General features: G+C 44.8%; 15 protein-coding genes. 7 read left to right on the top strand and 8 right to left on the bottom strand.

Going from position 1 to position 20,118, the window contains the following annotated elements; genetic code table 11:
- Nucleotides 1-183: 183 nt before the first annotated feature.
- Nucleotides 184-3,246: an ABC transporter substrate binding protein gene (locus B9A32_RS09185; protein WP_139795772.1), complete on the top strand. Its 3,063-nt coding sequence runs from the start codon at nucleotides 184-186 to the stop codon at nucleotides 3,244-3,246.
- Here B9A32_RS09185 and B9A32_RS09180 read toward each other — a convergent pair.
- A complete protein-coding gene (locus B9A32_RS09180) occupies nucleotides 3,243-4,268 on the bottom strand; it encodes an acyl-CoA thioesterase (protein ID WP_084068606.1) in 1,026 nt (341 codons plus the stop codon). The genes B9A32_RS09185 and B9A32_RS09180 overlap by 4 nt on opposite strands.
- Before the next feature lie 589 nt (nucleotides 4,269-4,857).
- On the opposite strand from B9A32_RS09180, the gene B9A32_RS09175 reads away from it, so the two are divergent.
- The 3 genes from B9A32_RS09175 (at nucleotide 4,858) to B9A32_RS09165 (ending at nucleotide 10,754) form a co-directional block, all read left to right on the top strand.
- On the top strand, nucleotides 4,858-7,779 hold the full coding sequence (locus B9A32_RS09175; protein ID WP_084068604.1) for a molybdopterin-dependent oxidoreductase: 2,922 nt from the start codon (nucleotides 4,858-4,860) through the stop codon (nucleotides 7,777-7,779).
- Nucleotides 7,780-8,270: 491 nt separating this feature from the next.
- Nucleotides 8,271-10,556 (top strand): pyridine nucleotide-disulfide oxidoreductase/dicluster-binding protein, encoded by a 2,286-nt coding sequence (locus B9A32_RS09170; RefSeq protein ID WP_170923773.1) that lies wholly within the window; start codon nucleotides 8,271-8,273, stop codon nucleotides 10,554-10,556.
- 3 nt (nucleotides 10,557-10,559) lie between these two features.
- Nucleotides 10,560-10,754, top strand: coding sequence for a DVU_1557 family redox protein (locus B9A32_RS09165; RefSeq protein ID WP_084068599.1), 195 nt, complete (start codon nucleotides 10,560-10,562; stop codon nucleotides 10,752-10,754).
- Between the two features lie 160 nt (nucleotides 10,755-10,914).
- Here B9A32_RS09165 and B9A32_RS09160 read toward each other — a convergent pair whose 3' ends face one another.
- The 4 genes from B9A32_RS09160 to B9A32_RS09145 all read right to left on the bottom strand — a co-directional run bounded on the left by B9A32_RS09160 (nucleotide 10,915) and on the right by B9A32_RS09145 (nucleotide 16,041).
- Complete coding sequence (locus tag B9A32_RS09160; protein WP_232367102.1) at nucleotides 10,915-11,829, bottom strand: DMT family transporter; 915 nt, start codon at nucleotides 11,827-11,829, stop codon at nucleotides 10,915-10,917.
- 113 nt (nucleotides 11,830-11,942) lie between these two features.
- Entirely contained in the window at nucleotides 11,943-12,797 is an 855-nt protein-coding gene (locus B9A32_RS09155; protein ID WP_084068596.1) for a response regulator transcription factor, read from the bottom strand.
- Complete coding sequence (locus B9A32_RS09150) at nucleotides 12,794-14,614, bottom strand: sensor histidine kinase (protein WP_084068594.1); 1,821 nt, start codon at nucleotides 14,612-14,614, stop codon at nucleotides 12,794-12,796. The genes B9A32_RS09155 and B9A32_RS09150 overlap by 4 nt, the downstream gene beginning before the upstream one ends.
- A 59-nt stretch (nucleotides 14,615-14,673) precedes the next feature.
- On the bottom strand, nucleotides 14,674-16,041 hold the full coding sequence (locus B9A32_RS09145; RefSeq protein WP_084068592.1) for a vWA domain-containing protein: 1,368 nt from the start codon (nucleotides 16,039-16,041) through the stop codon (nucleotides 14,674-14,676).
- 419 nt (nucleotides 16,042-16,460) lie between these two features.
- Between B9A32_RS09145 and B9A32_RS09140 the strand changes: the two genes are divergently transcribed.
- Nucleotides 16,461-17,729, top strand: a complete 1,269-nt coding sequence (locus tag B9A32_RS09140) for a CaiB/BaiF CoA transferase family protein (RefSeq protein WP_232367101.1) — start codon at nucleotides 16,461-16,463, stop codon at nucleotides 17,727-17,729.
- Nucleotides 17,730-17,738: 9 nt separating this feature from the next.
- Here the strand turns inward: B9A32_RS09140 and B9A32_RS09135 are convergent, their stop codons facing one another.
- From B9A32_RS09135 to B9A32_RS21660, 3 genes are all read right to left on the bottom strand, one after another.
- Nucleotides 17,739-18,164 carry an acyl-CoA thioesterase gene (locus B9A32_RS09135; RefSeq protein WP_084068590.1) on the bottom strand — a complete coding sequence of 142 codons (426 nt, stop codon included), beginning with the start codon at nucleotides 18,162-18,164 and terminating at the stop codon, nucleotides 17,739-17,741.
- Between the two features lie 81 nt (nucleotides 18,165-18,245).
- Nucleotides 18,246-18,569, bottom strand: coding sequence for a hypothetical protein (locus B9A32_RS09130; RefSeq protein WP_084068589.1), 324 nt, complete (start codon nucleotides 18,567-18,569; stop codon nucleotides 18,246-18,248).
- Nucleotides 18,570-18,668: 99 nt separating this feature from the next.
- On the bottom strand, nucleotides 18,669-18,857 hold the full coding sequence (locus tag B9A32_RS21660; protein ID WP_212637880.1) for a hypothetical protein: 189 nt from the start codon (nucleotides 18,855-18,857) through the stop codon (nucleotides 18,669-18,671).
- Here B9A32_RS21660 and B9A32_RS22510 point away from each other — a divergent pair.
- Together B9A32_RS22510 and B9A32_RS09120 are read left to right on the top strand one after the other, a co-directional pair.
- Nucleotides 18,780-18,998, top strand: coding sequence for a hypothetical protein (locus B9A32_RS22510; RefSeq protein ID WP_139795771.1), 219 nt, complete (start codon nucleotides 18,780-18,782; stop codon nucleotides 18,996-18,998). The genes B9A32_RS21660 and B9A32_RS22510 overlap by 78 nt on opposite strands.
- A gap of 340 nt (nucleotides 18,999-19,338) precedes the next feature.
- The gene (locus B9A32_RS09120) at nucleotides 19,339-19,950 is read left to right on the top strand and encodes an alpha/beta hydrolase (protein ID WP_084068584.1); all 612 of its coding nucleotides are present in this window, start codon (nucleotides 19,339-19,341) and stop codon (nucleotides 19,948-19,950) included.
- The last annotated feature ends 168 nt before the right edge of the window (nucleotides 19,951-20,118 follow it).

Raw genomic sequence — 20,118 nt, 5'->3', positions numbered from 1 at the left:
CGATAATGTCAATAACGAACGCCTGACCCCACCACGAAATGCGAACACCGAAAGTTGAGTTATCTATATGCACTAATTGGCGGTCTAATTTTGACAACCCATCTGTACGGTTGATTGATTGTTGTCCATAAGGAATATTTAAAATTGGATCAAGGGACTGATCTTCATATATGGGAGAGGGATGTGGATAAAATTTTTAAATGTTCATGGATTATTTGGGGGCTTTTTGTTGCGGTGTTCATATCTGTTCAATGGCCTGTTCCCTCAACTGGAACACCGAATTTTGATTTGAACAGGCGGGTTCTATTCATAAGCGCTTATCATCCGGCATTTCCCACATTTTTTCAACAGGTGGATGGCTTGAGCGCTTCCTTTGAAGGGAAAAATATTTTTCTTGACATTGAATTTATGGATTCCAAGCGATTTTCAGATCAATTGAATATCATTCTTTTTAAACAAGGACTTGCCAGAAAGCTGGAACAACTGCCTCCCTATGATGTCATTGTCACCGGGGATGATAATGCTCTGATATTTGCCCTTGAACATCAACAAGCTTTGTTTAATGAAATCCCCATTGTTTTTATGGGGGTAAATAATGTTGAACTTGCCAGTGCACAAAATGACAACCCCTTTGTCACAGGAGTGATTGAGGCCGTTTCCATGGCTGAAACCATTGAGCTGATGCTTAAACTCCAACCGGAAGCATCCCGGGTGATGGCCATTGCAGATAGTCTGCCAAGCGGGCAGGCTGATCTTGCCACTTTTTACCGGCTGGCTCCGCAATTTCGTGAAACAAAATTTTCTCACATTCCTCTGGGGGAAATGACCTGGAAAGAGCTGGGTGAGCAACTGAGCTCCATGGGAAGAGAAACAGCAGTGCTGTTATTTTCGGCATATACAGATAAAACCGGCAAGACACTCCAATTTCATGAATCCCTGTCCACCATCAAAAGAGATTTAAAGATACCCTTATTTCATCTTTGGTATCATGGGATTGGGCAAGGCATTCTGGGGGGAAAGGTAATCAGTCATTTTGATCAGGCAAAGACAGCGGGTGATATGGTTTTTCAGATTATTTCCGGTGTTTCACCAGATCAGATTGATGTTATCACAGACAGTCCCAATCGATATGTATTTGACCATGAACAGCTTAAAGCCCATGATATTTCCAGGGCAGACCTTCCTGCTGGCAGTTTGATATTCAATGAGCCCCGTTCTTTTTATAAAGCTCATAAAGTCATTGTCTGGGTCACCGTATCTATCTTTTTTGCTCTTTTGATGTTGATCTTTTTTTTAATCGTCAATATTTTTGGGCGCAGAAAATTGGAAAAATTCCTGCGCAAGAGCGAAGAAAAATATCGCTCTCTTTTTGAGGCATCCAATGATGCCGTTATTTTACATGACTCCTCTGGAATTATTATCGATGCCAATGCAAAGGCTGAGTCGATGTTGGGTTACAAAGTGGATGAGCTTAAACATTTATCTGTTCAGAATCTTCATTTTGAAAATGATCGCTCTTTGTCATTAAATGCCTTGGAAAAGACACAGCAACGTGGATATATAATTTTTGAGTCCCGCTTTAAAAGAAAAGACGGTTCTGTCATTGATGTGGATATCAGCAGCAGCATTGTGGATAAAAAAAATATTATAATTCAAGGTATTGTAAGGGATATCACGGCAAAAAAACAGGTTGAAAAAAGGCTTTGGGAAACAACAGATCGGTTTTATAAAATATATAACAGCCATTTGGATGCAATTTTCCTTTTAAATTCCGATGTTCCTCCAGAAATCATTGAATGTAACAAAGCTGTTGAATCAATTTTTAAATTCAATAAAAAAGATCTCATGGGAAAAACAACGCAGGTTCTCCATGTGGATTCATCTCATTTAAATCGATTTCAAGGGCATTTGCACCGGGCCATGGAAAAAGACGGTTATTTAAATGATTTTGAGTTTATCATGAAAAAAAAAGATGGCACCACATTTCCCTCAAGTCATATTGTGCTGCCGTTGACAAATGATTCCGGTGTGCGGACCGGATGGGTTTCTGTGGTCCGTGACCTTACGGAACGAAAACGAATGAAAGCCCATCTTCAGCAGGCCCAGAAGCTGGAGTCCATAGGGAGCCTTGCCGGAGGAATTGCCCATGATTTTAACAATATTTTGTTTCCAATACTTGGATTTTCTGAACTGCTTTTGGAAAATTTTCCGGAAGGAAGTGTGGAGCATTCCAATATAAAGGCCATTGTTAAAGCAGGAAAACGGGGACGGGATCTTGTGAAACAGATTCTTATTTTTAGTCGCCAGACACAGTCTGAAATGCTTCCTGTAAAAGTTCAAATGATTTTAAAAGAGGCTTTAAAATTGATCAGAGCAACCATCCCCACAAATATTGAAATTGTAAATCAAATTCAAGATGAATGCGGCATGATTCTGGGCGATACCATACAAATCCACCAAATTGCCATGAATCTGATTACCAATGCCTACCATGCCGTGGGGGAACATGGAAAAATTATTGTTAAACTTGACGAGGTGGAGGAAGTGGTTCTGGGGATGGAAAATGAGTCTCCTGAAATTTCTTTAATAAAACCGAAAAGGTATATAAAATTAACCGTTATGGATGATGGCTGTGGAATTGATACTGCCGTGATAGATAAAATATTTGATCCCTATTTTACAACAAAGGAACAGGGCAAGGGAACCGGACTTGGGCTTGCCGTTGTGTTTGGCATTGTAAAAGCCCACAATGGTGAAATAAAGGTTGCCAGTGAGTCTGGAAAAGGGACAACCTTTAATGTTTATTTTCCCATGATTAAAAATAGAGTTAATCCCCATGCAGTGAACAAAAATGCAGCTTCGCTGCCCATGGGAAATGAGTGCATTCTCCTGGTGGATGATGATGAAGCCGTTATGACAATGGAAACAATGATGCTGGAACGATTGGGATATCGTGTGACTCCCTGTAACCACAGTAAAGAGGCATTGAACAAATTCACCACAACCCCCCACTCCTATGATTTGGTGATGTCTGATATGACCATGCCGGATATGACCGGAGAACAGCTTGCCCGGGAATTACTTTTGTTGAAACCTGATGTGAACATCATCATTTGCACGGGATTCAGTGAATCTTTCAGCAAAAAAGATGCTGACAAAATGGGTATAAGGGGGTTTCTCATGAAACCTGTGGTTCTTTGCGACATGGCAAAGATGGTACGGGATGTTCTGGATAATAAGCGTTAACCGTTCCAGGTGACTTGACGTCCCGTTCGTTTTTCGTACTTGACCAACTCATTGAGATAGTGCCGGCGGGTTTCAAGATCACATCGGGTCATGTCAAGGCCGTTGGCAATTGCTTTTTTTCTTCCGGACCGATCGTAATTCAGCACAGTAAAAAAACCGTTATTGGTGACATAAGAATCTTCTGTGTCATACAATGGAACTGCTTTCACCGTTATTTCCACCACCAATGTGGTGTTGGCAACAAAAATCACATGGGCGCACATTTCAAAGATATTTTCCAGCTGAAGCGGTTTAAGAAAAAAAACATCCTCCATGGCAATGGTCACCATACGGTGGTTACCGGTGAACTGCCGGGCCGTGGCCAGTGCCAGTTCTGCCATCATTTCCACCGTATCACCACCAAAGATATTGCCAAGCACGTTGGTATTCCGGGGTAAAAAACGTCTTCGGGTGACAAGTTCTGTGGCTTTGGGGGTAAAATGAGCCTTGCGATGATAGTAATCCCTCAACCATTCATCCGGGATTTTCTCCAGACTGAAAACAGATCGCTTCATTTTTTGGCGACCGGTTAAAAAACGTTGCCTCATTTCCGCCAATTTTTTCAATTCAAGGTCTTTGGGGGTTCGATATTCCAGTTTGGGAATATTTTTATTGGGTTTTCTGTGCTCATCAATGGCCACCATGGTAATGATGTGGCTGTGGCCCGGCACCGGTTCCAGCTCGCCCGGGGGTTTATAGGATCCATCTACTTTGATCACCATGGAAGAACGTCCCACTTCAATCACATAGGCATCATAACGGACGTAATCCCTGTGACAGATGGGATCAAGCAGTTCAATGCGATCAAAAGAAAGGGTCACAAGGGAGGATTCCGAATGCCTGGCCCCTGCACTGGCTGCGGCAATATCCATCATTTGAAACAGCTTTCCTGCGGACATGCGTTGTCCGATAAGACTTTCTTCTCCGATAATTTCTGCAATAAAACATTCTGAATCCGCCGGGGTTTTTATTTGTCGGGTCATTTGTTTCCTTTCTTTTACGGCAACAGATCTCAGGTATGGGTTTGGTTATGTAAATATTTTGGCAGAGCCTCATATTTGCCTGTTTGGGACCGTCGTGTCGCATACCAATGTCTGGTGAGTCCATCAAAACAGGTGAAGATGGGGGGCTGCCAAATATTTACTCATTCAATGGGGCATTCTATCATTATCTGCATGTTTATGTTCAAGTTTTTATTTTTTCATGTGCTGTTTGTTGGGATTAAAGCTTGACAATGATGCAGCTTATGTATGTCAAAATAGAGTTGTTTGAAGTTCGTTTGGGTCGGTTTTGGGTTTAAATCGTCATATTTTAGAAGGTTTTTATGGTATTTATGCCAAAAAATATATTAATATTGACAACTTATATCCTCTGCGTTAAACAATCCGAAAATTGAATTGTTCATATTTTATAAACTTAATTCCAGGCCTCCTTACATTTTAATCTTTGCAGTTTTTAGAACATATTAGTTTTTCCGGGAATATTTTTTAACAAAGTGCAAACATCTCCTTTGGGATTATATATAAGGATGCCCAATTTAATGATTAAAAAAATCCGGAGGAAATTTATTTTATGAAACCAAGAAAAATGTGGTTAAATATCAATGGTGCTGATCGCATGCTTATTTGTGATCCGGAAAAAGACTCCCTGGCCTTGGTGCTACGCCGCATCGGGCTCACAAGTGTTAAAGTCGGTTGTGATACAGGGGTTTGCGGATCATGCTCGGTGATACTAAATGGAAAGCTGATTCGCTCTTGTACCAAAAAGGTGAGAACCATTGAAGAGTACAGTAAGATTACAACCCTTGAAGGCATTGGAACTCCCGATAATCTGCATCCTTTGCAAGTGGCCTGGATGAATCATGGGGCCGTTCAGTGCGGATTCTGTTCCCCCGGTTTTATTGTCTCTTCGTATGCCCTGCTTTTACAGAATGATAATCCCACCCGTCAGGAAGTTCGGGACTGGTTTCAAAAACATCGTAATGTGTGCCGCTGTACCGGATACAAACAACTTGTGGATGCAGTGATGGCTGCGGCAAAGGTTGTCCGGGGGGAGGCCACCATTGAGGATATCACTTACAAGGTACCTGAAGATAATGAATGTTATGGAAAGCCATTGGTAAGGCCGGCAGCCCTTGCCAAGGTCACCGGACTTGCCGATTACGGTGAAGACATGGCCCTGAAAATGCCGAGGGAAACCCTTCATGTGGCAGTGGTACAGCCAAGGGTGGCACACCATGCAAAAATTCTGAACATTGATACTGCCGAAGCTGCAAAAATGCCCGGTGTTGTTAAAATCATCACCCATGAAGAGATAAAGGCAAACGGTGGCACCAACCAGATGGCCGAGGCCAATCTCCACGAACGCAGCACTGTTACACTGCCCAGCCGAAAGATTCTTTGCGATGATAAAATATTTCGTTATGGGGATGTGGTGGCCCTGGCCGTTGCCAACACCCTTGACCAGGCCCGGGCCGCAGCTGCCAAAGTAAAGGTGGATTTTGAACCGCTTCCAGAGTACCTTAACTTTCTGGATGCGGTGATGCCCGATGCCATCCGTGTCCATGATGATACTCCAAATCTTTTTTGCGTTCAGCCGGTTTTAAAGGGAGATGCCCTGGAAGATGCAGAAAAGGTGCCGGAAATTCTTGATAATTCTGCCTGTAGTGTGGAAGGCAGTTTTTATTCCACCCGGGAACCCCATCTTTCCATTGAAGGGTGCACAGTGCAGGCATACTTTGACGAAGATGATTCTTTAACATTTCAATGCAAGTCCCAGGGGCTTTACACATCCATCAGCCGTATTGGTGTCTCCCTTGGCGTGCCCCGGGAAAAGCTTCGCATTGTGGATAATTTTAACGGTGCAAGTTTCGGCTGGTCCACCAATGCCGGAGATCTTTGCCTGGCCGGTGCTGCAGCTGTTGCTGTAAATGGACCTGTGGCCCTTTCTTTAACCTATGAAGAGCACCAGCACTTCAGTGGCAAACGCTGCCCTTCCTTTTCCAATGGACGGGTGGCCTGTGATGAAGAAGGCAAGATAACCGGTGCGGAATTTGATGTGGGACTGGACCACGGCGCATACTCCTGGGGAGGGGATCATGTAATGGAAAAACCGGTGCGTTTTTCTTTTTTCCCTTACAAAGTACCCCATGTGGCAGGGCTGTGCCGGGTGGCCAATACCAACCATACCTTTGGAACGGCATATCGAAGTTATGGGTCTCCCCAGGCATACACCATGTCCGAGGCATTGATGGATATGCTGGCTGAAAAAATGAATATTGACCCCTTTGAGTTCCGGTGGAAAAATATTGCAAGACCCGGGGACACAAACATAAACAGCCATGTGTTTAAAGATTATCCCATGGAAGAGATGATGGAAAAACTGCGCCCCCATTATGATAACGCCGTTGCCCGGGCCAAAGCTGAGGATACACCGGAAAAAAGAAGGGGCGTGGGCATTGCCTGGGGTGGATTTAATGTCACCGAGGGTGGTACAGATCAAGCCACCATTGTGCTGGAACTGGATGCAGATAACATGATTCTTAAGTATGATACATGGCAGGATCTGGGCCAGGGAGGTGATGTGGGCTCTTTGATGGTCACCCTTGAAGCCTTAAAACCCATGGGCGTTACACCGGACAGGGTCAGACTGTGCCAGAACGACACCAAAATCTGTCCCGACAGCGGCATGTCCGCTGCCAGCCGTTCCCACTATATGAATGGCCATGCCACAAAACTTGCCGCAGAAAAACTCATGGCAGCCATGCGCAAAGAGGACGGAACCTACAGAACCTACGAGGAGATGAAACAAGAGGGAATTGAGACCCGGTATGAAGAAACATATACCTGCATGACAGATACTTCCATCACCCGACTTGATCCCAATACCGGAATTGGAGATCCCACCCCGGCATTTACCTATGTGCTGAATATGGCAGAGGTGGAGGTGGATACTGCCACCGGCAAGACCACTGTGTTGCGATTTGTCTGTGTCTATGATGTTGGCAAAATCGGTAATATTGATGCGGTGAACGGTCAGGCCTATGGCGGAATTTCCCACAGCATCGGTTTTGCCTTGAGCGAAGATTACAGTGATGTAAAAAAACACACCAATATTGCCAGAAGCGGTGTGCCTTATATCAAGGATATCCCCGATGAAATTATTCTCATTCCTTGTGAAAATCCCCGGGAAGATGGGCCCTTTGGCTCTTCCGGAGCCTCTGAGGCATTCCAGTCTTCCGGTCATGTGGCAGTTATCAATGCCATTTATAATGCCTGTGGTGTGCGGATATTTGATTTGCCTGCAAAACCCGAAAAGATAAAAGCCGGTTTGGAAACACTGGCAGCAGGTAAAAAAATTAAGCCTCCGAAGAAGTATTTTCTGGGTTCGGATCTCTATGATGAGCTGGAAAATATCAAGGCAAATCCCGTTAAATTCCGGGGTCATGATATGTTTGAGTCCTTGGGTGAAAGTGATGGTTCCAAGTTTTACTAAGAGGGGGGGGGAGTTGCACATGGTCTAATCTTGGTCAACCCACAACAAAGCTTGAAAATCCTTTCTGGATTTTACCTGTAAATTCGGGACATTTTTATCTTTGTTGTGGCTAAAACAAGGTGCAATATGAGGTGTGTCCGTGGTGGCAATATATAATATGGATTGTCTGCCCTTACGGACATTATGAATCCACAGTAAGATCTCAATAAATCAGGGCATTCAGGAAATCATTTCAAATGCCAATCAGCGTTTAAGGTTGAAGCGGGTTCATCACCCCAGGTTATTGAGATCTTACAATCCACAAAGTTAAATATTGGGTTTGCTTGTGTAAATGTAAGGAGAACTTGGTTTTACCTTTGCCCCGTGGGTACGCACAAAACTTTCAAAAAACTAATATCATTACAAATTTCAGCCATTTAATTATTGACAACTGATATGTGTTGCCAAAAGTGGCGAACTTAAAATCAAGCCCTGTAAGGAGGTTTATCCGGGTGAAATCAGGCTATTGGAATATCAACCTGAAAGGTGTTGAAAATTGTTTGCAAAATGAACAGGCGTTTTGTACTGCTGTCTGTCCTTTTCATCTGGATGTGACCGGATTCATGGACAAGATGCAGCGGGGCGGGTTCAATGTTGCGTTCAGGGCCTATCATAATGCAGTGGGATTCCCCTCTATTGTTTCCAGGCTGTGTGATGAACCGTGTAAAAAGGTGTGCATCAGAAAGGAAAAAGACAGTGCCGTTTCCATGAAGCTTCTGGAAAAAGCCGCCATGGATTATGCCACAAGAACCGCCCCCAACAGTTACAACATGCCGCTGAAAAATAAGCGGGTGGCCATTATAGGGGCCGGGATAAGCGGTCTTGCCTGCGCCCTTCGCCTTTGTGAAAAAAAATATGATGTCACTGTTTATGAAAAATCCCGGCGCATTGGCGGACATTTGTGGGATCTATTGCCCCCGGATCTGTTTTTGGATGATATTGAACGGCAATTTATTCACGAGACATATACGCTTTTACACCGGGAAATTGCAAGCATTGATGAACTGCAACCGGCGTTTGATGCCATCTACGTAGCCACAGGAAAGGGCGGAGATGATTTTGGTCTGATAAGAGATAAGAATGGGGCCTTTGCCACCAGACGGCCCGGTGTTTTCATGGGGGGCTCCCTGACAGGCTGTGACAGTTGTAAGGCCTTGGCAGATGGCCTTAAGGTGGTGCATGCCATGGAGAGATATATCAAGGTGGGCACCATGAATGCCCCGGAACAGCCCCGGGGAACCCGTCTCAGGATGGATAGAGACCAAATTATAACCGCCCCTCCGGTGGTTCCGGCCAATGGGACTTTCTATACCCGGGATGAAGCTTTAAAAGAGGCAAAAAGGTGTATGAAATGTTCCTGTGACGCCTGTGTCCGTTATTGTGATCTCATGGGGCATTCCAATAAATATCCCCAAAACATTGCAGATGATGTGGAGGCCACCATTAACCCCGGCACCCTGGCTGGGGACGGTACCATTGCCACAAGATTTATCTCCACCTGCAACCATTGCGGGCTTTGTAAAACAGTGTGTCCCCAGAATATAGATGTGGGTGAATTTTTGCTGCAAAGCCATGCTGCCATGACGCAAAAAGGGGCCATGCCATGGGCATATCATGATTTCTGGTTACAGGATATGGCATTTGCCAACGGTGATCAGGCCCAATTAACCAGAATTCCTGACAAATACAATGGCAGTGAATATATGTTTTTTCCAGGGTGTCAGCTGGGGGCTTCCGATGTGCGCTATGTCATTGAAAGTTATAGCAAAATTCTGGCTGAAAAGCCGGATACAGCCTTGATGCTTAATTGTTGCGGAGCACCTGCCCAGTGGGCCGGGGAGGTTAAACTTCATAAAAATGTTATTGATAACATTCGCAGTCAATGGTTTTCTTTGGGAAAACCCGGGGCCATTTTTGCCTGCCCCACATGTAAACAGATGTTTAAGCAGTATCTGCCGGAAATTGAGGGCGTATTTTTATATGATTTTTTGCTGGAATGGAATTGTTCTGTTGCCGGGGTCGGTGCAGGAAAAACAGTGTCGGTTTTTGATCCCTGTGCCAGTCGGCAAGAACCTCAGCTACAGCAGTGTATCCGCCAATTGGTTGCAAAATCAGGCTTCACCATGGAGCCCCTTGCCATGGAAGGTGCTCTTGCCCAATGTTGCAGCTGGGGAGGGCATATATCCATTGCAAACCCCAATTATACCCATGAGATGATCAAATCAAGGGTTAATCAGAATGATCACCCCTATATTACCTATTGCGTCAATTGCCGGGATATTTTTGCCTCTTCCGGAAAACCTGTTTTTCATATTCTGGATATTCTTTTTAGCCTTCACCATTCACATCGGCCCCCTCCCACCTATACAGCTCGACGACATAACCGGGTTCAGCTGAAGCAAAAAATGTTGATGAATTTTTGGGGGAAGACATTTAAAGTAGGACAAAAAGTAAATGAAGAAGGGAAAAAAAATGAAGATGAAAAAGGTTTTTATTTGAAAATTTCTTCCCGGGTTAAGAAAAAATTGAACAGCAAAATGATACTTGAAATGGATATGGAAGCTGTTATAAAGCATTGTGAAGACAGTGGAAAAAAGATTTTTGATCCAAAGACAGGTCATTTTACAGGCCATTTAAAAATTAATAATATGACCTTCTGGGCCGAATATCTGCCCAGGGAAAATGGGTTTGAACTTATCAATGGATATGGTCATCGCATGACCATTGTGGAGATTTGATCAATGTCGGAAGATGGTGTGAAAATCTGTCATCGCTGCCAAATAGAGTTGGAGCCCACAAAGACAGATTTTAAATATCTGGGCCACAGTTTTTTTACAGATATTTTAAGATGCCCGGTGTGTGGTGAAGTCTATATCCCCGAGCAACTTGTGGAAACAAGAATGTCTGAAGTGGAAAAGATGCTTGAGGATAAGTAAATGGAAATTTCAGTATCCTTCATATGACCCAAAAAACAGCTTACACTTTGTTGAAAACTTATCATCAAAATGGAGACATTGCTCTGGAAAGTGTAAAGCAGAAATGAAACATGTAGAAAACTTTTCAAAAAGATGCCGGCTGATTCATGCGGCACCCGAATTATCTCACGGCGTGGATGAGCCTTGCCATGCGGCTTTTAATTGTCTGGGATGCATTGGTGGTGTAAACGCCTGAAATCACAAATACCCCACCTGAAAAAAGAGACGGGGTAATGGCCTCATCAAGTATAAAGCAGGACAAAATAATGGCGCTGACCGGCACCACATTGATGAAGACGCCGGCTTTCATGGCACCAATCCTGTTAATACCTTCATAATACCAGAAAAAACCAAGCACTGTGCCGAAGAATCCTAAGTAAAAAAGGTTTCCCCAATCCAATATTGTGTAATTAATTATTTCATGGAACTGACCATTGAATAAAAAGGGAATTGCCAGGAGTGCTGTACCTGCCACGGAAGAATAACAAACGGAAACCAGAGGAGATAATGAGCTCATCACAGCTTTTCCCACCAGGGAATAGCTCACCCAACTGACAACACATCCAAAAATGAGCAATTCTCCTTTACCAATGTGATACCCCATGATGTCTGTCAAGTGACCGTTGGAAATTACCACAAGGGCACCGGTAACCGACAGAATGATGCCAAAACCTTTGATGAAATTGAGTTTTTCCCTGAACAGAATGGCAGAGAAAATGCTGATCATAATGGGGTTTAAGGCAATGATCAATGCGGCCCTTCCGGCATGGATATAGCGAAGCCCTTCAAAAAAGAGAATATTATACAAAAAAACGCCGGAGGCCCCTGATAATAATATGGGAAGGATCTGTTTCCGGGAAATTGCCGGAAACTTACCTTCAATGTTTTTTGTAAAAATGATCAGAAAAAATGATGCAATGGCAAAACGTAAAAAAGCGGCATTCACCGGTGAAACATCCGATGCAATGAATCTTCCGGCCACAAAAGTGCCGCCCCAGAAAATAGCTGTCAGCGTCAGTTTAATATAAGTGATCATGTGGTATATTTATCCTTGTTTTTCGATCTGCCCGTGGCAGCTATCATTAATTTGGGTGAAAATACCCCATTGGTACATCCATGGCAATGTTTTTTCAAGATTGCCTGCCACGGCTATTGGACATAGCGATATCCCACGCCGTGGACAGTGGTGATAATGCCGGGGCAGGATGGATTGGATTCAATTTTTTTTCTAAGCTTTGCAATGTGTTGATCCAGGGTCCGGGTGGTGCCAAGGTAGTTTATTCCCCAGATTTCATTTAACAGGGTATCCCGGCTTAATACTTCTCCGGGATGCCGGTGGAAAAATTGAATAAGTCTCAGTTCCCTTTCTGTGATATCAATGCCGACAATCTCTTTCTGGGATTTCTCCCCTCCCACTTCCTTGGCTTTATTCGTGTTCTCTTTGCTTTTTACCGGTTTATTTTTTTGATTCGATATGTGTGACTGTGGGGATGGTAAAATTTTTTTTGCCCGGGGATGTGGTGTCAGTTTAAATGTTTTGGGATTGACCAGATAGTTACCAAAGGAAAAAACATCCCCGGTGGACGCATCGTCACAGCTTTTTTTGCCAGCGTTTGCGTTTTTTTTTCCAGAGAGCCCGGAACGCCTCAGCACAGCGGTGATTCGAGCCAGTAATTCATGAATACCAAAGGGTTTGGTGATGTAATCATCGGCTCCGGAATGCAGACCTATTACCTTGTCCATCTCTTCTCCCTTGGCCGTGAGCATGATGATGGGAACCTGCGGGTCTATGGCACGGATGTCACGGCACACATCATATCCGCTTTTTTCCGGCATCATGATATCAAGAAGAATCAAATCAAACCTGTTCTCTTTGAATCGTTCCATGGCCTTTTTTCCATGGGCTGCCTGGGTGACCCTGTAGGATTCGCTTTCCAGAATATCCACAAGTCCTATTCGAATATGGTCATCATCTTCAGCCACAAGTATATGGATATGCGTCATGTTGTTTTAATCCTTGCTGTAAAGCAACACCCTTTGCCATTGGGTCCCGGTTCAAGTTCCAGGTCTCCCCCAAGATCCCGCAGTATTTTCCTGGAAATGCTCAAACCCAGGCCGGAGCCGGGATGTGTTGCCGTTAATGAGTTGTCCACCCTGTGAAATTTTTCAAATATCTCATGGCAATGTTCCGGGGGAATGCCCGGCCCGTCATCGCACACCTTTAATAAAATCAACTGTTTTTTTGTTTCATCAGTTTCCATGTTTACGATAAATTCAATAAAATTTCCATCGCCAGCGTATTTTAATGCATTGTCCACAAGGTTGATAATGACTTGTTCAAGGGCATCGGCATCGGAATTTATGGTAAAATTATTGTTCTCATGGGTGGCAGGTGTGAAGAGTATTTTCAGTCCTTGGTTGTGAATGCGGATACCATGGGCGTCAATGATCTGATTGAGCAGTTGTAAAAGGTCAAAAGAGGTGATGTGATATTTTTTTTTGCCCTGCTCCAGTCTGCCAAAATCCAGCACATTGTTGATAAGTCGGGTGAGACGATGGGTTTCTGTAACCATCACTGAAAGATAATGTTGGGTCTTTTCTGGGTCAGTGACACGTTGGGATTGCAAAAGCTCTGCATACATGCGAATGCTGGTCAGGGGGGTCTTCAGTTCATGGGACACCGAGGAAACAAAGGAGGTTTTCTGGTGGGCGTTCTTTATATTATGCAGAGTCATACGGGTTAAAAGAGCACCCCCGGAAATGATACAAGCCAAAAAGATACCAAGAAGGAGCCGGGAAATATATAAAAACCCCCTGGTGGATACAAGCCCTTTTGTTTGGATATACACACCAATTGACCAATGGGGCAGCAGGGGAGATATGGCAATGGATGTACGGGGTTTTATGCCCCGGGTTATCTCAAGTTTACCTGCCTGGTGCATTGGATGGGCATTGCCATCCATAAGCACCAGTGCGATATTGTCATCATCCAGCTGGGGAAAATCCACCACCAGGCGTGAGAGCAAGGTCATTAATTCAAGTTCCACCCCATAAACAGGCCCTTTTTTATGCTGTTGGCCCCACACCAGTATGAACAGGCGGTTTTCACTGAACCAGGGAATCCACCCGCTTTTTTCTGACATTATTTTTTCAGGGCTCATAGAGAGAGTTTGCCCCGGCCCTGGGAAATTTTTTTGTTGGGGCATGGCCTGTTGAGGAGATCTTGACAGGGCCAGTAGAGTGTTTTTTGCCCCAGGTACCGGCTGGGTTCTTTTATCTTCCAATCCGTCGGGTGTTGTTATTTTTTCTGACGGTACAGTATTAAAACCTAACTCATTAAAATTGTTTAAATCTTTTTTTTCCGATGCCATGGCAGCGGTGGCATTTGTTTCATTTTTTGACATCATCTCATTGAAATCAAAGGAAAGCCTGTGGGAAAACAGGGCCTCATATCGGGCCGTGAACCGTCTTTCTTCAGGGGTGGAACCCATGCCCGGTACAGGATACGTCAATGGTTTGTTTTGATATTTAATGAAAATATTGCGGATCAAGGGGTTGGACAGTTCCCAGGATTTAAGGGCTTCCAATCGGGTTGTGGGGGGCAGTTGCAACAAAGATCTTGCCATGTTGTCCTGGACGGCCTGCATTGTCACATGGATGGTATCAGCCACGGCCTGGGCCCGTTGGGACAATGAGAGCAGGGCCGAACGGCTCAGGCGCTCCTGCTCATGTGCAAGAAGCCTTAAGGCCAGTAGCGCCACAATGAGACTGGGCACCAGAAACAGTGCCCAGAACAAAAAAATGGATCGTTTACTTGTCATGTGAATTCATTACTACCTGAAAATTACATTGTCTGGCCGGACTTGCATCGTTTCAGGTATTATTCCTTTAATATCTGCTGGTTTTTCATTTGAAATGATTTGGTTCTCAGCACCTTACGACTCTTTTTACTCATTCCTTCGGCCTCAATACGCCGGGCCTGGCTTTCAATGGCATCAGCCTCTTCAAGGAGAATTTCATCCTGATATCTGCCCCCCAGCTCTTTGAGTTTAACTGCGGATTTTTTCAATTCTGCCACTGCTTTTTTCTTTTGCCCCTTATCTGATAATTCAATGGCTTTTTCCTGGGCCAGGGCATTAAGGTTGAGTTGATATTCCCGCACCACATCAACATTTGTGGATGCAGCCACCGTGGCAGGATTACTGCTGAATTCAATGTGAGAAACCCCTGATGATTGTGCCTGTTGCCGGGTGAACGGATTTTCGTAATATACATTGGCCCGGGCAATTTTTTTATGTGAGCCTGGTGGGGATGCAGGCAGTTTTACCTCCACCAGGGCATATTTTTCCTGGCCCCCATAGAGCTGGTTCATGGAAAAGGAGATGCGATTACCGTTAATTCTGCCTTCCCTTCCAATAATCCCCACCGGGATGATATCATCTGCCAGGGTAATAATGACTTTTACTTTTTTGGCCACCACATTGAGGACATCCCCCAGTTCTGCTGTGAAGATGGAGGGCAGATCATATCCGGATTCAACAAAATAGGTATTGCCGTCACTTTTCTGGGAAAGCCTTGCCATGAGATCTTCATTGTAATCCACCCCCACCCCCACTGTGGTGACGGAGATATTTTCTTTGATCAATGCCGCTCCCAGGCGGCCCAGGTCCTCAGGGGTGCTGGGCCCTACATTGGCAAGGCCGTCGGACAAAAGAACAATGCGGTGGACATAGTCTTTTTCAATGTTTTTTCTAATCTCAGCTGCTCCCTGGCTGACACCACCAAAAAGGGCAGTATTACCGCTGGCATGGATCTGTCGGATGGTGTCGGTGATTTGCCTTCTGTTTTTTGGATGCTGGGCAGGTACAATGGTCCTGATGGTGTTGTTATAGGTAACCAGGGAAAAAACATCCTTTAATCCCAATCTGTTCACTGCCTCTTTTGCTGCTGCCTTTGCCTGGTCTATTTTTATGCCGTTCATGGACCCGGATTGGTCCAGCACCAGGGAAATGTTCACGGCGGGGCGCTGGATGTCTGCCGGAGGCAGTGGGGCATCCAGGCTGATTTTTAAAACGATATTCTGGGATTTTCCTGCCGGAAAAATATCTTTGTCCGTTTTAAGGCGGCACATCACCCCGGTGTCCTGCCGGGAGCTGGCCATGGCCGGGGTCATCATGGATACAAAAAAGATTGCCATGGTAGTAAAACCAATAACAAGTCCTGGATAAATACGCATGCTTTGTTTCATGGGGGGCTCCTTTTATGGATGGTAAATATTCGGCTTGGTCTGTAAATGTTTGGGCAGTGCCCCATATTCGCTTAGTTGGGACTGCGTAGCATACTTTTGCTAAGGGTGAGCAGGCCCAAATGAGTGAATATGGGGTGCTGGCCGAATATTTACTATGGATGAATTCTTTACTCTATGATCAAAGATTGTTACTACTTGATCGTCGAATTAAACTCATCATACCTCCATTGAATAAACCATGTGTCATGGAGTTGTAAACAAGTTGTAAAAAAAATGTAAATGGATCTTGTTCTCAAGTTTTGAAATAATTCCCTTGATATTAAGAGGACCCGTCATATTTTTTATACGTTATGAAAACAAAAATAAAAAAAATAGAAGTCAAAACAAAGGAAAAAAAGTGCGGCAAAAGGAAGGTAATCATGTCTCAAAATAAGGAAGAGCCAATGGAAGTCAGGTATCATGACAAAGACAGCCGGGATGACGCTCCTTTGCCCTTGGAAGGGATAAAAGTCGTTGAGTACGGCGTGTTTCATGCGGGTCCGGGGTGCGGGGCCATACTGGGCGATCTGGGGGCAGAGGTAATCAAAGTGGAAGACCCGGTGGGGGACGGTATCCGGTACTGGACCAAAGTCGGGGCCGTAGACATGGCCGCTTCTGACGGACGGAGCGTGACCTTTGAAGTGTCTAACCGGAACAAAAAGAATATTTGCCTTGACATCAATACAGACCGGGGCCGGGAGATTTTCAATCGCCTGATCCGGGATGCGGATGTGTTCATGATCAACCTGCGCAAAAGCACCACCCAAAAGATGAATCTTGATTATGCGTCCATCAGTGCCGTTAATTCCAGGATTATCCATGCCAGTGTTTCCGGTTACGGCCAGGAGGGCCCTCTACAGGATATTGGCGCTTTTGACCCTTTGGGACAGGCCTGCTCCGGCATGATGTTTACCACGGGCGGGGAATTACCGGCTATGCTGCATATTGGGCTGCTTGACCAGGCCACGGCCATCACTCTTTCCCATGCCGTACTCGCAGCCCTGCTGGCCAGGGAGCGCCAGGGTGTTTCCCAGGAAGTCCATGTCTCATTGTACAGTTCGTCATTATGGCTACAACATATCAACCTGATGCTGGCCAACACCTTGAAAATTGATCCCTGTGTGCCTTCGGAGCGGTCCCATCATTCTCCTTTGCGAAATGTGTTCTGCTGCGGGGACGGTCAATGGGTGATGTGCACCCATCATCCCGAGGAGAAGTACTGGGAACCCTTTTGCCGGGTCATGGGTGCCCCGGAAATTGCCCGTGATCCCAGATTCACCAATGAAAAAGGGGGCCCCATAACCTCCGATGAACTGATTTCCCTTCTTGATGAACTTTTTACCACCCGATCCCGGGATGAGTGGATGGTAGATTTCATGGCAGCCAAGCTGATGTTCGCCCCCATCCAGAAGGTGATGGATGTGGAAAATGATATCCAGGCAAAGGCCAACGGCTATGTTCGACCGGCTCAATATCCCGGTTTGGGTGAGATAAATGTACCGGGCTATCCGGCCCGTTTCGGGAAATGTCGTCCCGGTACCCGCACCCGGGGGGCGGACAAAGGTGCCCATAGTGATGACATCCTCCGGGGGCTGGGTTATGATCCCCAAGATATTGCTGCATTGAAAGGGAAAGGCATCGTCCGGTAAAATGGAAATTTAAAGGTTTTGCACTGTGCCCACGGCTGTCTTAAAGGCTTTTGGAATTTCAACAGGTATTTCAGTGGCCTTGTCCACCACAACGGAAACAATATGTCCGGTGGCGGCAAGACGACCACTTTTTGCATCTCTGCCTTCAAAGTCAATGGTAAAACTGGTTCTGCCAAATTTTGAAATATTAACAGAAACAACAATTTTATCACCATAGGTCAGCGCGGATTTAAACTGTGAGGTGGCTTCCACATAATAAAAATTGATATTTTGATCAATGAACCATTTAAAACTGCAACCGATGTGATCCAGATATTTTAAAAAAGCCGTGTCAAAAAAAGTCTGGTAATTGGCAAAAAAAACATGGCCGTTGGCATCGGTGTCTGCAAAACGAATGTCAATGGTCATGCTGAACGGTCCTTTCTTTGTGGTCATGTGATCTCCTTGGCTCAAATATTTTTATTAATGGCGGTGTTATAATTTGCAATCCAGTGTTCTGCATTCGGTTTGATTCATTCACCCCCCACCGTTGTAGGTATCAACACTGTCACGAAAACCTCTTTTATATCCCCATTTGAATCCTTTAATATAAGCGTCGGAGACAGGACCTTCCTTCTCTTTTAAATATTTGCCGATATTTTTTCTAATGGCAGTTGTATCGGATATTTTGTAAAATTGGCCGTGGTTGTGAAGAACATCTTCATGGGCTGCATTTTCTCCGGCATATGAGCCTGCATGGTAATCACCGCTGGCACCATGGGGAGTTATGTTTTGGCAAGATACTGTAAAAAAAAGCAGCAATAAAATGAGAAGTAAGAGGGCTTTCTTGGAATTTTTCATGTTGTCCTCCTTAAATTATGACATATATAAAAATAACCAGCACGTGAGGTAAGTCAAATTGATTATGACGGGATAAATTGAGAAAAGTAAACATTCGGTTTAGTAATGCAAATGTTTGGGACTGCGTAGCATACTATTGCTAAGGGTGAGCAGGCCAAAACAGGTGAAGATTCTGCCCAGACCGTCACCGGTTACGGCGGACTTTTGTTCATGATTTACAGTGCCGTTTTCATCGGTGGTATTCTTGTCCTCCAGGCCGGGCCGGTTTATACTATTTTGTTCACCCATTTCAAGGACGGACATTTGTCAGGCATCACACTTTTCTGGATTGGTTTCTCCTTTACAACTTCTATTATAATCTGCATTATGATGGTGATATTTCCCCTTCGATTTGGTGAAAAACGACTTTTGCAAAAATTGTTTTATTAATAAATACAGATTTTTTTCAATGGATTGGCTGGGATGCAAGTTGCGGGGAGTGCGGAATAAGCGCCACGGGGGACCGTACTTCCGAGCATCTTCAGCAGAGCCCCCCGATGGGCAATAGGAACCGGCCAATTGAGCTGTCTACAGTTCCGGGCCGGGATCATTGCCCCTCGGGGGGCGGTATGATACTATTTTCAATATTCGTTGTGTCTGACAGGACATGCCCGTTGATATGAAACTCCATCCAAAGTCCTGTAATAATCAGAGTTCCATTTATCGTTGTGGGCAGGCAAACCCCAATATGATCTGCCCATGGCAGTGATAAAAAAGTAAAGGAAAACAAATGAAAGAAAAAGTTGACATTGCCTTTGAAAATGGGCAGTTGGAAGGGGTTTTTCAAGGGGCTGGAAACCAGAGCGGCGTCATTTTAACCCATCCCCATCCCGAGTATGGTGGAAACATGGACAATGTGGTTGTCAGAACCATGGAACAGGCCTATCTTGATAATGGCTATGCAACCCTGCGGTTTAACTTCAGGGGTACGGGAAAAAGCACAGGAGATTATAACACTTTTTTTGATTTATGTGCCGATGTCACCGCCGCAACCTCTTTTTTGAAAGCTCAAGGCATTTCCAATCTTGCCGTTGCCGGATATTCCTTTGGCTCCTGGGTGAATGCCCACACTGTTTTTAAGAAAACAGCGCCGCTGCATCAATTGCTGGTTTCCCCCCCGGTGAGTTTCATGGATTTTACCGATGTTTCGGGATTTTCACATCCATGTTTTGTGATCTGTGGTGACAGAGATGAATACGCACATGCATCAGAACTCAAAGGGCATTTGAAACGCTGGAATATCCGTGCATTTAAAGAGATCAGCGGATGCGATCATTTTTATTCCGGCATGGATAAGTTTTTGTATGCAAGCGTTGTTCAATGCATTGATCATCATGGGTAAAGTTCAGGTTTTATTCATAATATGGGCCATGCAAGGGGGGCGAGGTCAGAATGCAGTCTGTCCATGGCAGCTACGACTCGCAGTCTGGGCCGTCTCATAGCCTTTTATGGGGGGGCGAGGTCAGAATGCAGTCTGTCCATGGCAGCTATCATTAATTTTGGTGACACC

Origin of the sequence: Desulfocicer vacuolatum DSM 3385, assembly GCF_900176365.1 — a bacterium.
Taxonomy (GTDB): domain Bacteria; phylum Desulfobacterota; class Desulfobacteria; order Desulfobacterales; family Desulfobacteraceae; genus Desulfocicer; species Desulfocicer vacuolatum.
Note: the sequence above shows the minus strand (reverse complement) of the source record. Positions and strands in the feature narration are given on the sequence as shown.